Here is a 17,842-nt window from a genome sequence, read left to right on the forward strand (position 1 = left end):
TAACCGTTAACCCAGTTAATGACTTGCCGGTTCCTCAAGACCAACAATTCAGTATCGCAGAAGACGGTACGCTTCAATTTACAGACGCCGACTTACTTACCGGTGCCACCGATATTGATGGCGACGACTTAACCGTTGAAGGTATTAGCTATACAGGTGGTGATGGCGTACTGACCGACCACGGTGATGGTACTTATACCTTTGCGCCAAATGAAAACTTCAATGGCGATGTGAACTTCAGTTTCGATGTGTCTGATGGCACAGAAACCGTTAGCGCTAACATTGATGTGAGTGTGACTCCTGAGAACGATCCGCCAGTTGCGGGTTCAACCTCATACATGGTCAATGAAGACAATGCCATCACAATTTCTGATGAACAGTTGCTAGCTAACTCTTCGGATATTGAAGGTGCGGTGTCGGTTGATACTGTGACTTACAGTGGCACTGATGGTGTGTTCCAAGATAACGGCGATGGCAGCTATACCTTCCTTCCTAATGAAAACTTCAGCGGTGATATCAGCCTTGATGTGATTGTTGCAGATGAAGAAGGTGCAATTGATGAAACCACAGCAGGTATTACCGTTCTTGAAGTGAACGATCCACCAGTTGCGGGTCCAACGTCATACACCATTGACGAAGATTCGGTTCTGACGTTCAGTGAATCTCAGATTCTTGTGAATGCTTCGGATATCGAAGGCGATGTAGAACTTGTTGGCATTAACTACGATGGCTCTGACGGTATCTTCACTGTAAATGGTGATGGTACATGCAGCTTTGCACCCAACGAAAACTTCAATGGTCAGGTTCAACTGGGTGTGACCATTCAAGATGAAGATGGCGCAACGGTTGAAACACACATTAACGTTGATGTATTGCCAATCAATGATGCGCCAGTATCGGGCGATTTGGCTTACACCATCAATGAAGATAGCTCCATCACGCTAAGCCAAGAGCAATTGCTAGCAAGAGCAGGTGATATCGATAGCGATAACTTAGAAGCTATCAATCTATCTACTGATGAAAATGCGACCATCCAACACAATGATGATGGCAGCTACACCATCACACCGAACGCAGATTACAACGGTGACCTAGATCTGAACTTCGATATCATCGATAACGATGGTGGTTCAGTTCAAGTTGGCCTAGACATTACCGTGAATCCGGTTAATGACTTGCCACAAGCGCAAGATCAACAGTTCACGATTGAAGAAGACGGTACGTTACTCTTCACCGATGCTGACCTGCTTGCAGGTGCGTCGGATATTGATGGTGATGAACTGTCGATTGAAAACGTACTCTACACAGGTGCAGATGGTGTTCTTAGCGATAATGGCGACGGCACATATAGCTTTGCTCCAAACGAGAACTTCAATGGTGATGTTCAATTCTCATTCGATGTCTCTGACGGTACTGATTCAACATCAGCTGTTATTGATGTCAGCGTAACGCCTGAGAATGACCCACCAGTAGCGGGCTCAACATCGTACACAGTTCAAGAAGATGGCCAAATCACGATCAGTGATGAGCAATTATTGGCAAACTCTTCCGATGTAGAAGGTGATGTTTCACTGTCTGGAGTATCGTACTCCGGTGATGACGGCTCTTTTGTTGATAATGGCAATGGTACTTACACCTTTACGCCAAATGAAAACTTCGATGGTGATATTTCACTAGACGTTGTTGTCGTTGACGAAGACGGTGCAACCGCAACCACAACCGCTGGCATCGATGTTATCGCTGTGAATGACGGACCTGAAACTTCGGGCATTCAGGCTGAAGTCGATGAAGATAATTCAATCACCATTACTCAAGAGCAGTTACTCGCTAATGCGACCGATGTTGAAGGTGATGAGTTAACGGCATCTAACCTACAAACCAACGATCCAGATGCGACAATTGTTACTAATGACGATGGTTCATTCACTATTACGCACACAGAAAACTTCAATGGCGAGTTGGACTTCACATACAGCATCAGTGATGGTGAGAATGAAGTTCTGACGACACTCGACTTGACGGTTAACCCTGTCAACGATGCGCCAGAAGCGGGCGATGAAATCTTCATCCAAGCGCAAGAAGACCAAACAGTTGGTGTGACACTTCGTGAAGAACCAGCACTACGTTTAGACCAAGCGCCAGAAAACGGCATCATTGAAGCAAATGTGAATGACGAATGGGTGGTACTGGAAGTAGGACAAGAAGTTCCTGCAGATACCGAAGTGCGCTTTGTTCCAAGTGAAGATGCTCTTGCTGAAGGTACACACACCACACAAATCGGTACGTTTGACGATAACGCGAGTGTGGATGATTGGGGTACAGAAGTTGACCCTTATACGCGTGAGTTCTCAGATGGTGACTTAACGGTAACTGTTCAAAGTAACGATGACCCTCTTGGTGCCTGGAATGGCAACACCCACATTGGTCATGGTATCGGTGATACTGACCGCCAAGGCTTAAGTGGTGATGAGAAACTGACGGTTTCAGTTGAAGGTCAAGACATCAATGAAATCAGTTTCCACCTAGATGGTTTGGGTGGCTGGTTCATGGAAGAGTCTCGTCACTTTACAGAAGTAGAAATCAAAGCGTTCAATGAGGATGGCGACCTAATTGACTCGATGACTTACCACAAAGAAGACCGTGGTACTTTCGAGACAGATTACACGCTAACGGTTGATCAACCAGTGTCCTACTTTGAGCTTGGTACCGTGCAAGGTAATGGTACTTACGTCGTTCAAAACATGACAGTGTCACAAACTTGTCATGATGAAGCGGTGTTTACATCGATTGGTGTAGATGGTTCAGAGATTACTGAAACGGTTGAGTTGAATATCCATGCGGGTGACAACGAAATCGAGTTAACGGCTGATCTTCCGAATATTACTGTCGATACCGATGGTTCTGCCCAGTTTGCTTCGGTTGTGATTACCGAAGAGCAACTACTGGCGCAAGCATCTGATATTGATGGCGACGACCTTGATATTGAAAATCTAGAGCTAGTGGGTGAAAACTCAGAGCATGCAACACTCACCGATAATGGTGATGGCACTTGGACGGTAACACCGGATGAAAACTTCCATGGTGAAATCGAACTTGGTTACCAAGTTACCGATGGTGAGCTGACAGACAGCAATATCATCAATATCAATTTCGAATCAGTAAATGATGCGCCAATCGTTTCTGGCCCGATTGTTCTATCGACAGATGAAGATGAAGGTATCACGTTCAGTGCAGATGACTTGCTAGCGAACACCACAGATGTGGAAGGCGATACGCTGTCTATTTCTGACATCACTTACGGTGGTGATAACGGTGAGCTAGTTGATAACGGCGATGGTACGTTTACCTTCATGCCGAATGAAAACTTCAATGGTGAAATCGACATCGACTACAAGGTGTTTGATGGAACTGATGAAGTTGCAACGCATCTAGACCTAACGGTCGTACCAGTCAATGATGTGCCGGTTCCGGGTGAACCATTGCACACCCAAATGCTTGAAAACGGCTCCATGATCATCGAAGCGAAAGACCTATTGTCTGGTGCTACCGATGTTGATGGCGACATTCTTCATGTCGAAAACCTATTACTTGCAGACCAAACGCAAGGTACGTTAACGGATAACGGTGATAATACCTTTACCTTCGAACCTGCAGAAGACTTCTACGGTGAAGTGAATCTGACTTTCGATATCAGTGATGGCCAAGCAAGCGCACCAAGTACAGCAAGAGTTGACGTTGAAATTGTCAATGAAGGCCCAGAGGTTGGTGGTCCAATTGAAGCCGCTGTTGATGAAGATGGTTCAATCACTATCACTCAAGAGGATCTGTTAGCGAATGCAACCGATGTAGATGGCGATAACCTTGAAGCGGTTAACTTTGCGACCAACGATCCAAATGCGGTTGTTGTAGAAAACCCAGACGGTAGCTTCACTATTACACCAAGTGCAGATTTCTTTGGTGAGATTGAGTTTACTTATGATGTCACTGACGCGATCGAAACTGTTGCGGCTGACCTCAACCTAACCGTAAACCCTATCAACGATGCTCCAGACGTGCCTGACATGTCTTTCACTACGGAAGACGGTCAAGCGATTACCATTACCGAAGCTGAACTATTAGCACAAGCGACAGACATTGAAGGCGACGAACTGTCAGTTGTGAATGTGACGAGTGCAAGCGACACGGTAGAAGTCACAGACAATGGCGATGGAACATACACATTAACACCAGAGCAGGGCTTCTTCGGTAACGTTGACTTAGCGTTTGATGTGAGCGATGGCACTGATGTGGTTGCCGCAAACATCGACCTAAAAGTTGAGTTCGTCAACGATGCGCCAGAAGCGACGCCAATGGTGGCAGATGTCGACGAAGATGGTTCAATCCTCGTTACACAAGAAATGTTGTTGGAGAACGCGAGCGACCAAGATGGCGATGAGCTATTTGCTTCTTCGCTTGAAACCAATGATCCGAACGCCAGCATTGTAGACAATGGTGATGGCACGTACACAGTGACACCTTCTGAAAACTTCAACGGTGATATTGCATTCACTTATGAGGTGAGCGATGGTGAGCTGAGCACGTCTAATGATATGACATTGACCGTTAATCCGGTGAATGACATTCCAATTGTTGCTCCAGGCATGTACCACATTGAAGAAGATGGCAGCATCCTGTTCACTCAAGAAGATCTGTTGAGTGGTGCGATTGATATTGATGGCGATGACCTAAGCGTTACTAGCATCAATTACTCTGGCGATGAAGGCACAGTCACCGACAATGGTGACGGCACGTTCAGCTTCGTTCCTGAAGAGCACTTCAGTGGTGATCTGCAGTTCAGCTTTACGGTAACAGACGGTACGGATGAGGTTGAACAAGACCTTAACGTTCATATTGAAGCAGTCGCGGATGCGCCGGATCTTGTGATAACCGATGGCGACGGCGTTAACGTTGATGACCAAGCTATTTTGGTTGAGCCAGGCGGCATTGTTGAACTGAACATTGCGGCGGCACTTGTCGACCAAGACTTGTCTGAAACACTCACTGTTACAGTAGATGGTGTGCCAGAAGGTTCGGTTATTCAATACGATAACGAAGGCGTTCTGAATGACCAAGAGAACGGTATCACCAGTTACAACGACACTGAAATCACAGTAACGTTTGAAGGTGAGACGGCTGGCTACCAAAACGCTGCGGGTTACTACAAAGTAGACGAAGACGGCAACATCACAGGTGTTGAAGTTGTTTACGAAAACGCATCACAAGTTGGTGGTGGCGGCGACCTTGTTCCAGGGCAAGATCAATTCAGCTTCCAAGTCGAGGAAGGCGAAAGCTTTAACCTGTTCTTAATTCCAAACGGACATCAGCACAACGACTTTGATGCGATGCAAGACGGTCAGTACGAGTTCCGTGCTGAGGATGGTTCGCCTGCGAACATGGATACGGTTGATCCTCAACTTGTCTTTGTGGCTGCTGATGGAACCGAGACAGTGATTCAAGGCCAGAATGGTGACGCGATCTTCCATGGTGGTTCAAGCTCTCAGCTAAACCAAGATGGTATCGAACATACTCGCACGACGGTTAATGAAGACGGCGAGCTGGTTTACGGCTTTGAAGATTTGTATGGCGGCGGTGATGCTGACTACACAGATTTCAACTTCACAATCGATGTGGGTGAAGTGAACAGCCAAATCTACAGCGGTGAAGTAACGGTTGGCCCTGATGGTACGGTGAACTTACCGACAACGGCTATCGAAAATTCACTACAAATCCAGTTACCAGAAGACTTCAACGAACAGTTTGAAGTTCATGTAACGGCAACCGCAACAGAGCTATCGAATGATGATTCTGAAACGGTCTCTCAAACCATCTACATTAACGCGACAGGCGCGCACATTGAGCACGCACCTGAAGCGCTGCCTGTTGCAGCAACAGTAGAAGAAGATGGTTCTATCACCATTACGCAAGAAGACTTGTTAGCTAATGCTCGAGATCTCGATGGCGACCAGCTGACGGCTCTGAATTTAGCGACCGATGATGAGAGCGTTACGATTACCGATAACGGTGATGGTACGTACACATTAACGCCAGATGCTGATTTCAATGGCGATGTTAGCTTTACGTTTGATGTGTCTGATGGTGATGATGTTGTCTCTACCAACCTAGAGCTAACAGTTTCACCAGTGAACGATGGTCCAGAAGCACAAGACCAGGCATTCACAGTCGGCGAAGATGGCGTGTTAACCTTCAATGACCAAGACCTATTAACAGGTGCGACGGACATTGAAGGGGACGACCTAAGTGTTGAAGGTGTAACTTACACTGGCGCAGATGGTGTCCTAACCGACAATGGCGATGGCACATACAGCTTCGCGCCAAACGAAAACTTCAATGGCGATGTCAACTTCTCGTTCAATGTATCAGATGGAACCGATACGGTAACCGCTAACATTGATGTGAGCGTGACGCCAGAGAATGATCCTCCGGTTGCGGGTAGTACGTCTTACACGGTTCATGAAGACAACTCTATTACAATCAGTAACGAACAACTGCTAGCGAACTCTTCGGATATCGAAGGCGAAGTCGCAATTGATAACGTGACTTACAGTGGTAGCGACGGTGTTCTGGAAATCAACGGTGACGGTACATACACCTTCTCGCCAAACGAGAACTTTAATGGCGAAGTTAGCCTAGATGTTGTCGTGACGGATGAAGATGGCGCGACCGAAGCAACAACTGCGGGTATTACTGTCCTTGAGGTGAACGATCCGCCTGTTGCTGGCCCAACGTCATACACCATCGATGAAGATTCAGTACTGACTTTCAATGAGTCTCAAGTTCTGCTGAACGCTTCTGATATTGAAGGTGATGTTGAGCTTGTTGAGATCAACTACGATGGCCCAGACGGTATCTTCTCAATCAATGGTGACGGTACATGTAGCTTCGCTCCGAATGAAAACTTCAACGGCCAAGTGCAGTTGGATGTGACCATTCAAGATGAAGACGGCGCTCAAGTTGATACGTTTATTACGGTTGATGTATTACCAATCAACGACGTGCCAGTATCAGGCGACCTGGCATACAGTGTTGAGGAAGACGGTTCGATTACCTTGAGCCAAGAGCAGCTTCTTTCTCAAGCAAGCGATGTAGACGGAGACGACCTTACTGCTTCTAACTTGATTGTTGATGGAGACGCGACGGTTGTTGCTAACGATGACGGCAGCTTTACCATTACGCCAGATGCGAACTTCAATGGTGACATTGACCTAACGTTCGACATTAGCGACGGTACAGACACGCTCGTTGCGACGGCTGACCTAACCGTTAACCCAGTCAATGACCTTCCACAACCACAAGATCAAACGTTCAGCATTGGCGAAGACGGCATCTTGAACTTCACAGATGAAGACTTGCTAACAGGTGCTACCGATATCGATGGGGATGACCTATCGGTTGAAGGCGTGACTTACACAGGTGCCGACGGTGTTCTTACTGACAATGGCGACGGAAGCTACAGCTTTGCGCCAAACGAGAACTTCAATGGTGATGTGAACTTCAGTTTTGATGTGTCAGATGGCACGGATACGGTTCAAGCCAACATTGATGTCAGCGTGACACCAGAGAACGATCCACCGGTTGCAGGTAGCACGTCTTACACCGTTCATGAAGACAACTCAATTACCATCAGCGACGAACAGTTACTTGCTAACTCTTCTGACATTGAAGGTGATGTGGCAGTCGATAGCGTGACTTACACTGGCGCTGACGGTGTCTTTGAAGACAACGGTGACGGTACTTACACCTTCTCACCAAACGAAAACTTCAACGGCGAAGTTAGCCTTGATGTTGTCGTAACTGATGAAGAGGGCGCAACTGAAGCGACCACCGCGGGTATTACTGTACTTGAGGTGAACGATCCACCAATCGCAGGCTCAACCAGCTACTCAGTCAACGAGGACGAAGTTATCACCATCAGTTCAGAGCAACTGTTGGCAAACGCTTCTGATATCGAAGGTGAAGTGGCGATTGATAGCGTTAACTACACAGGTTCAGACGGTATCTTTACCGACAATGGTGACGGAACATTCAGCTTCGCACCTAACGCTAACTTCGATGGCGACGTAAGCCTTGATGTTGTCGTTACTGATGAAGAAGGCGCAACCGTAGCGACCAACGCAAGCATTGATGTTCTGCCTGTTAACGATGCTCCGGTATCGGGCGACTTGGCGTACAGCGTGGACGAAGATGGCTCAATTACCTTGAGCCAAGAGCAATTACTTGCTCAAGCGAGTGATGTTGATGGCGATGACTTAACAGCGGCTAACCTAACCGTTGGTGGTGATGCGACAGTTACAGCAAACGATGATGGTAGTTTCACTATCACGCCAGATGCTAACTTCAATGGCGACATTGATTTGAACTTCGACATTACCGATGGCGATGCGACGCTTCAAGCAACGGCTGATCTTACCGTTAACCCTGTCAATGACTTGCCAACAGTCGGTGAGCCACAGTTTGTGACTCAAGAAGACACCAGCTTTACCTTTACAGAAGAGCAACTGCTGCAAAATGCGGGCGACATTGATGGCGATAACCTATCGGTTGAAAATGTGGCTTCAGATAGCGGTACTTTGGTTGATAACGGCGACGGTACTTACACATTCGCACCGAATGAAAACTTCGACGGCAATGTGAACGTGACGTTCGACGTGAATGACGGTACAGCGACAGTACCAGCAGAAGCGACGATTGATGTTCAATCTGTGGTTGATATGCCAGAGCTGTCGATTGCTTCTGACCTAGTGATTGCTTCTGACAACTTCGAGTCTGGCTCAAACGGCTGGAATACCGGTACTGAAAGCTCACAAGGCTTCGAATCAGGTGACATGCTAGGTCGTATTGGTGGCACTGGTGGCGATGAAGCTGTCAGCAAAACTTACGACATTCCAAGTGATGTGAGCGAAGTTAATATCTCGTTCAGTTTCTACGAAATTGATTCTTGGGATGGTGAGTCATTCCAAATCTTTGTCGGCGGCGAAGAGCTTACTTCGTTAGATAACTCGGCGTTCCAAACTCAAGATGGCACTACAACGTTGTACGATTCAGCGGGCAATGAAGTCGGTGAAGTTGTTCACGGCGTGTCGCAAGGTGAAGGCTTCAGTGGTTGGAACGACCAAGCACATCAAATCAACCTAACGGTACCCGTTGAAGACGGCCAACTTGAGTTAGGCTTCGGTTCAACCTTGAACCAAGGTGTGAGTGACGAGGCGTTTGGTATCGACAACATCGAAATCACAGTGTCTGACGCGGATTACCAAATCATTGGTACTGAAGACACACCTGTACCACTTGATATTGATGCAGCTCTAACAGATACCGATGGCTCAGAAAACCTTGCTATCTTGATTGAAGACGTGCCAGAAGGCAGCTCGCTTTCTGCAGGTACCGATAACGGTGATGGCACTTGGTCATTGCAACCAGGCGAGCTAGAAGGGCTAGAGTTTATCCCTTCAGGTGACTTCAATGGTGATGTGGTTCTAACTGTGAATGCAACATCAACAGATGTTGATACCGGTACAACCGCAACAGCTACGCAAGACGTGACGATTCACATCTCACCTGCGAACGATGCTCCAGAAGTTGACGGTGATATTAGTGCCGTTACAGCCGAAGATAACAGCATCACGTTAACTCAAGAGCAGTTGCTAGAGCACGCTGTCGACATTGATGGTGATGACCTATCAGCAATCAACCTAACCACCAATGATGAAAATGCGACCGTTCAAATGAACGACGATGGCAGTTTCACCATTACACCGAGTGAAAACTTCAACGGTAATATCGAATTTAGTTACGATGTCACCGATGGAGAGGACATGGTCGCTGCTGGCCTAGACTTGACGGTAACACCTGTCAATGATGCGCCAGAGCCACAAGATCAAGCATTCACTATTGGTGAAGATGGGGTTCTTAACTTCACTGACGCAGACCTGTTAACGGGTGCAACGGATGTTGAAGGTGACGACCTAACAGTCGAAGGTGTGACATACACTGGTGCTGATGGTGTGCTTACTGACAATGGTGACGGAAGCTACAGCTTTGCGCCAAACGAGAACTTCAATGGTGATGTGAACTTCAGCTTTGATGTGTCAGATGGCACGGATACGGTTCAAGCCAACATTGATGTGAGCGTGACGCCTGAGAACGATCCACCAGTGGCGGGTAGCACGTCTTACACTGTGCATGAAGACAACTCAATCACGATCAGTAACGAACAGCTATTAGCCAACTCTTCAGATATTGAAGGTGAGGTTGCGATTGATAGCGTGACTTACACTGGCAGTGATGGTGTGTTCGAAGACAACGGTGACGGCACTTACACCTTCTCTCCAAACGAGAACTTCAATGGAGATGTGAGTTTAGCGGTTGTTGTTACCGATGAAGAAGGGGCAACAGAAGCGACTACCGCGGGAATCACTGTACTTGAGGTGAACGATCCGCCAATCGCAGGCTCAACCAGTTACTCAGTCAACGAAGATGAAGTTATCACCATCAGTGCAGAGCAACTGTTGGCGAACTCTTCTGATATTGAAGGTGAAGTGGCGATTGATAGTGTTACTTACACAGGCGCTGACGGTATCTTTACTGACAACGGCAACGGCACATTCAGCTTTGCACCGAACGCAAACTTCGATGGCGATGTTAGCCTCGATGTAGTGGTGACAGATGAAGACGGTGCGACAGTAGCCACCAGCGCAAGTATTGATGTTCTTCCAATTAATGATCCACCAGTATCGGGTGACTTGGCATACAGCATTGATGAAGATGGTTCGATTACTCTGACTCAAGAGCAGTTGCTATCTCAAGCATCTGATGTGGATGGCGATGACCTGACCGCAAGCAACCTAAGCGCAGGCGATAATGCAACTGTTGTTGATAATGGCGATGGCACCTTTACGGTAACGCCAGATGCTAACTTCAATGGCGATATCGACCTAAGCTTTGATATTTCAGACGGCACTGAGTCAATTGTGGCGAACGCCGATCTGACGGTAAACCCAGTCAATGACTTGCCAACGACATCTGATGTTTACGCGAACGTTGATGAAGATCATGTCATCACTATCACGCAGGAGCAGCTACTTGCGAATGCCGCTGATATTGAGGGCGACGACCTTGTCGCTTCCGACTTAACCTTAGTGGGTGACGATGCAACGATTGTCGACAATGGCGATGGCACGTTCTCAATCACTCCAAGCGAAAACTTCAATGGCTACATCGATGTTGCCTACAGCATCAGCGATGGCGACACTCCAATTGCCGCTAACTTAGGCTTAACCGTTGACCCAGTGAACGACGCACCGATTGTTTCTGCTGATGTGGCGATAACCATTGAAGAAGATGGTTCATACACCATTACTCAAGAAGAGCTCCTACAATTCGCGACTGACATCGAAGACGATGACATGACCGCAATTATTGGAGAACAGGGCGATGAAACAACCGTAACCGGTACAGTGTTGGACGCTGAAACCAGTAATCCAGTGTCTGGTGCAGAAGTCACCCTGACCGACAGCGCTGGCAATAGCTACACCACAGTAACGGATGATTCAGGTAATTACTCTGTTACAGGTTCAGTCGTTGACCAAGGCACGGTAACCATTGAACAAGAAGGTTCAATTACCAGTAGCTTCCTAGTCCCTGCGGGCGAAGATGTGAATGGCGGCGTAACCGCAATATCGGAAGTACTTGAAGAAACAGATATGCGTATCGTGGTCACATGGGGCGACAGTCCACGTGATATGGACAACCACCTATGGCTCTACGATACAGAGAATGGCAATGAGCTAGACCATATTTACTATCGCGACATGAGCCATGATCTTGGTGAAGGTAACGTTGTTCAACAAGATGTAGATGACACAAATGGTGGCGGCCCTGAAACCATCACCATTCCAAACTACCAAGATGCGGACATGCACTATTCAGTACACAACTACACCAGCAGAAGTTGGGATGTAGATGGTGTTGAAGATGTACAAGTTCAGGTGTTTGTAGGCGATACATTGGTTGAAACCTTCAGCCCAGATTTATCTGATAACCCATCAGGTGACCATTGGCATGTATTTGATATCGTGAATGGCGTTATTGTTCCAAGCCAAGATGTAGGCAGCGAGAATGCGTTTGATTTACCAACGGCAGAAGAAGCGCTTGCGAATGAAAACGGCATTGATATCTCTGAATTGCTAACCGGCGAGGAAGGTGATGATTCTGGTGAAACGGGTGGTAACGAACCAAGTGTTGGAGATGTTTCAATTGAGAACGCTCTTATCACTGACAATGGTGATGGTACTTACACCATTACACCGGAAGAGAACTTCAATGGTGAATTCTCGATTAGTTACAACGTGGACGATGGTAACGGCGGGGTTACGCCTGCGGAACTAGACGTTACTGTAACAGCAGTTAACGACCTTTCGGTTATTTACGACCACGACTACACCATTAATGAAGATGGTTCGCTGACCTTTACCGATGAACAGCTATTGGCTGGTGCAACGGATATTGACGGCGATGATCTTTCTGTCGAGTCGGTTAACTACGAAGGTACAGACGGTGTGTTCACGGATAACGGCGACGGTACTTATACCTTTGCTCCAAACGAGAACTTCAATGGTAATGTCGACCTAACCTACGATGTGAGTGATGGTACAGATGTTGTATCGGCGAATATTGATGTTCAAGTGGTTCCAATCAACGACGTACCGGTAGCGGGTTCTACGACTTACAGTGTTGAAGAAGACGGCAGTATCACCCTAAGCGATGCACAACTTCTAGCGAATAGCTCGGATGTTGAAGGGGAAGTGTTTGTCAGCGATGTAAGCTACAGCGGCCCTGATGGTGTATTCACTGATAATGGTGATGGTACTTACACCTTTGCTCCAAACGAAAACTTTAACGGTGACATCAGTCTTGATGTATCTGTTATGGATGAAGATGGCGCAACCGCTGAAACAACCGCAGGTATCGACGTCATTGCTGTTAATGACTTGCCGGTTGCAGGTTCAACGACCTACAGCGTTGACGAAGATAATGTGATTACCATCTCTGAAGCGCAACTCCTTGCGAACAGCTCAGACATTGAAGGTGATGTATCCGTTAGCGATGTTTCCTACTCAGGCGCAGACGGTATCTTTACTGACAATGGTGATGGTACTTACAGCTTCGCACCAAATGAAAACTTCAACGGCAATGTCAGCCTAGATGTAACCGTTGCAGATGAAGACGGTGCAACCGCTCAAACGACTGCGGGTATAGATGTTATCGCAGTCAACGATGCACCAGTGTCAGGTGACTTGGCTTACTCAGTGGATGAAGATGGTTCAATCACGCTAAGCCAAGAGCAACTGCTTGCTCAAGCATCAGATGTGGACGGTGATGATCTTACCGCTGCCAACCTAACCGCAGGTGATAACGCGACGGTTACGGCAAACGATGATGGTTCATTTACCATTACCCCGGATGCCGATTTCAATGGCGATATTGACCTAAGCTTCGACCTTTCTGATGGTACTGAAACGGTTGTTGCAACAGCCGACCTTACTGTGAATCCAGTGAATGACATCGCAGTTGTTGAAGATGTCGCTTACACCATTGAAGAAGACGGTTCACTTACCTTTACAGACGAGCAACTGCTAGCGGGTGCTTCTGATATTGATGGTGATGAGCTTTCAGTTGCCGACGTGTCTTACACTGGCGCAGAGGGTGTGTTCACCGACAATGGCGATGGCACTTACACCTTTGCACCGAACGAGAACTTTAACGGTGACGTAAGTCTGGACTTCTCAGTATCTGATGGTACAGAGACGGTCGATGCAAACATCGACGTAACGGTAACAGACGTTAACGATGCACCTGTAGCAGGCGCAACGTCTTACCAAATGAACGAAGATGGCACCATCACATTGAGCCCTGAGCAGTTGATTGCTAACAGCTCCGATGTGGACGGTGAAGTGTCGCTTGATAGCGTGAGCTACTCAGGTGCAGACGGTATCTTGGTTCAAAATGAAGATGGTTCGGTAACGTTCGCACCAAACGAAAACTTTAACGGCGACATCAACCTTGATGTGACGGTTATTGATGACGACGGTGCTACCGCTCAAACCACCGCTGGTATTGAAGTTATTGCAGTTAACGACGCACCAGTGGCCGGAAACGTGGCTTACTCGGTTGATGAAGACGGTTCAATTACGCTATCTCAAGAGCAGTTGCTGGCTAACGCATCCGATGTTGATGGTGATGCACTAACCGCAAGCAACCTATCTGCAGGTGACAATGCGACCGTAACAGCGAACGAAGATGGTTCATTTACTATCACTCCGGATGCTGATTTCAACGGTGACATTGATTTGAGCTTCGATGTGTCAGATGGCCTTGAAACTGTTCAAGCTGGAGTCGACCTAACGGTTAACCCAGTCAATGACCTACCAACAGCAGAAGACCAAAACTTTACTGTTGAGGAAGATGGAACGCTAATCTTCACGGATGCAGACCTACTAGCAGGTGCTGCAGACATTGACGGCGATGACCTGTCTATCGTTGACGTGTCTTACACGGGCGCAGAAGGTGTGTTCACTGATAACGGTGACGGCACTTATAGCTTTGCTCCGAACGAGAACTTCAATGGCGATGTCAACCTAGGCTTCACAGTGACTGATGGCACTGAGACAGTCGATGCCAATATTGGTGTGACGGTAACGGATGTTAACGATGCGCCGGTAGCGGGTTCTACGTCTTACCAAATGAACGAAGATGGCACCATCACAATCAGCCCTGAGCAGTTAATTGCTAATAGCTCTGACGTTGATGGTGAAGTGTCGCTTGAAAGCGTGACTTACTCAGGCTCTGACGGCACCTTGGTTCAAAACGATAATGGGTCTGTGACCTTCACTCCAAACGAGAACTTTAATGGTGATATCAGCCTAGATGTGGTTGTGACCGATGATGACGGTGCAACGGCAACAACAACGGCAGGTATCGAAGTTCTGGCTGTGAACGATGGACCTGAATCTGAGGATGTGAAATTAACCACAGCCGAAGACAGCACCATCCTAATCACACAAGACATGTTGTTAGCTCAAGCTACCGACATCGATAACACCGCAGACGAGCTGTCGGCTTCTGGTCTACAAATCGACCCTAGCTTGGGTGAGTTGCTAGATAACGAAGATGGTACTTGGTCATTTACACCAAACGAAAACTTCAATGGCGATGTGCCAATGACGTTTAACGTTAGCGATGGCCAAGAGACAATTTCAGTCGACGGCAACATCGATGTTACGCCAGTGAATGATGCACCTGAAGCGCCAACCATTCAGATGCAAGGCGAAGAAGATGTGGTCATGGTGATTGACCCTGCTTACATCGCGGGTCAAGTGACAGACCTTGATGGCGACGAGATCAGCATTGAGAGCATCACAGTACGAGCACCAGCGAATGCGACCTTAACTCAGCAACCAGACGGCATGTATCACTTAGTGACTACTCAAGACTTTAATGGCTTAGTAGAACTCGGTTATCAAGCTACTGACGGTGAAGAAGTGGTTGATGGCTCGCTGAATGTGGATGTCATTCCGGTTAACGACGCACCATTCAATGTCGGCAACGCAATGATGACCACAGACGAAGATGGCGCGTTCACCTTCGATGCTGGCGACTTGATGAACTTGTTCGGTGACATTGATACCGCAGACCTTGTTGTTTCTCGCATTATCACCGCAGACGGTGAAGATGGCGGAGAAGTTACAGACAACGGTGATGGTACTTGGACATTCACACCAACAGGCGACTTTGCGGGTGTTTCTGACCTACAAGTTGTCGTGAGTGACGGTGAGTTCGAAACGGTTCTCGATGTTCCTGTGTACGTACGTCCTGTCGCAGATGGCGCGGTTATTTCAACTGACCATGACGGTCCATTAGTCTTCGGCGAAGATGAAACGGGTCACTTGGGACTGAACGTTGGCCTAGTCGATGATTCAGAAACACTAAGTAACTTGGTGATGACAGGTTTCCCTGTTGGATTCGAGGTAACAGATGGTGTGAATACCGTGATGATCACCGAGCCAGGTCAATACATCGACCTGTTCGACTGGGATATCTCAAACATTCAAATGACGCCGCCTGAAGACTTCCATGGTGAGTTCTTCGTAACCGTAAGCGCAACAACGGTTGATTACGGAGATGAGCCGGAAGCGTTTGATGATGGTATCGATTCAGGTGATTTCGAAACTGTGGCGGGTGATTCCATCATCCTAACGGCGGACGACCTAATTGGTTTGGCTGAGAATGTGGATGCAGACAGCGATGATGAAGTGAAACTGGTTCATCTTGCCGACCGCAGCCAAGGTGAGATTGTCGATAATGGCGATGGCACTTGGACGTTCACACCAGCACCAGGCTTCACGGGCGAAGCAGACATTGCGTACGTAGTTGATAAAGATGGCGTGCTTCATGATGAGCAAACTGGCGTAGTCGTGAAAGAAGGTGGCTCGCAAGGGAATGCAGCACCAGAAGTTAACAGCATCACAACGACGGAAATCGCAGCGGATGCCACCTTGTCGTTCACTGATGAAGACATGTTAGCGAATCTGAGCGATGCAGAAGGCGACAGCTTGAGCATTGAGTCAGTAAGCTTGATGGAAGGTCAGGGCGTAATTGAGAGCGATAACCAAGGTAACTATCAATTCACTCCTGCTGAAGACTACACCGGCGATGTTCAAGTTGGGTTTATAGCGACCGATGGCGAAAATCGCATCGAAAGCTTCTTCAATGTGGATATCCAAAGTGGCGATGAAGCAGCGGCGAGCGAAGGTTATACCTTAGCTGATGATGGTTCACTAACTATCACGGATGCACAGCTGGTGGATGAGTTAGGCGTCAGTGATTCTGCACAAGTTGTTGATGTTGCAGACGCGAACGATGCTGGCTTCTTTGCCGAATCAGGTGAAGGTGAGTGGACTTACTGGCCGAACGAAGACTTCGATGGCAATTTAGCGATGAATGTTGAAGTTAACGACGGCGGTGAAGTATCAAGTCACAGCTTAAGCATCCAAGTTGAAGATGATTCAGTACAAAGTGATGAACCACAAGTCCAAGCTGCTCAAGCAACAGAAGAGCAACAAGTGGAAGTGGCTCAACAAGCTGATGACCAAGCTCAAGATGCTGAAACTGAAGACAGCGCAGCAGATGTAACTGCGGCACCGGGCGATACCATCTCTATCTCGATTCCAGATGAGGTGAGTGGTAACGAATCGGTTGATTACGCTGATATGTCTGGCTTACCTGAGGGCGCTACTGTAAGTAACGCACTGGATAACGGTGATGGTAGCTTCACAATCAGTGGCAACTTAGAGCAGCCTGTATCTGTTGAACTTCCAGAAGGTTACGAAGGTACTAGCGAGATCCAATTCCAAGGTTACGACGAATTGGGTAGCTCAATAGACGGTGCTAGCGGTTCTGTTGAAGTTGAGGTCGATGATCAATACACCATGCAAGGCTCTACGCAAGAACAGCAACCGGACATGGCAGGTATGGAATCTGGTGGCAGCGACTGGACAAGTGCGGGAGGTCAAGACCAAGGTGTCGACTTCACGGACGACTCTGGAAGCTTCGATTCAGATTCTCAAACTGGAACCGATCAAGGCAACGACTTCGACCAAAGCTCGATTTAATCGAGAGGGCTTAGTTTTAGTCTAAACCGACATTTAGTGTAAGCCAACAAGGAGATAGGGCAGCGTAAAGTTGCCCTCATTAAAGCCATGTAGAGTTATTGATATATGGCTTTTTT

1 protein-coding gene is annotated in these 17,842 nt (G+C 47.6%); it reads left to right on the plus strand.

Annotated elements, in window-relative coordinates; all coding sequences use genetic code 11:
* A partial coding sequence (locus tag AB4507_RS03030; protein WP_372182214.1) for a tandem-95 repeat protein occupies positions 1-17,726 on the plus strand: 17,726 nt, incomplete at its 5' end.
* Positions 17,727-17,842: the final 116 nt, after the last annotated feature.

This window comes from Vibrio sp. 10N.222.54.A3 (genome assembly GCF_041474095.1).
Classification (GTDB): Bacteria; Pseudomonadota; Gammaproteobacteria; order Enterobacterales; family Vibrionaceae; genus Vibrio; species Vibrio crassostreae_C.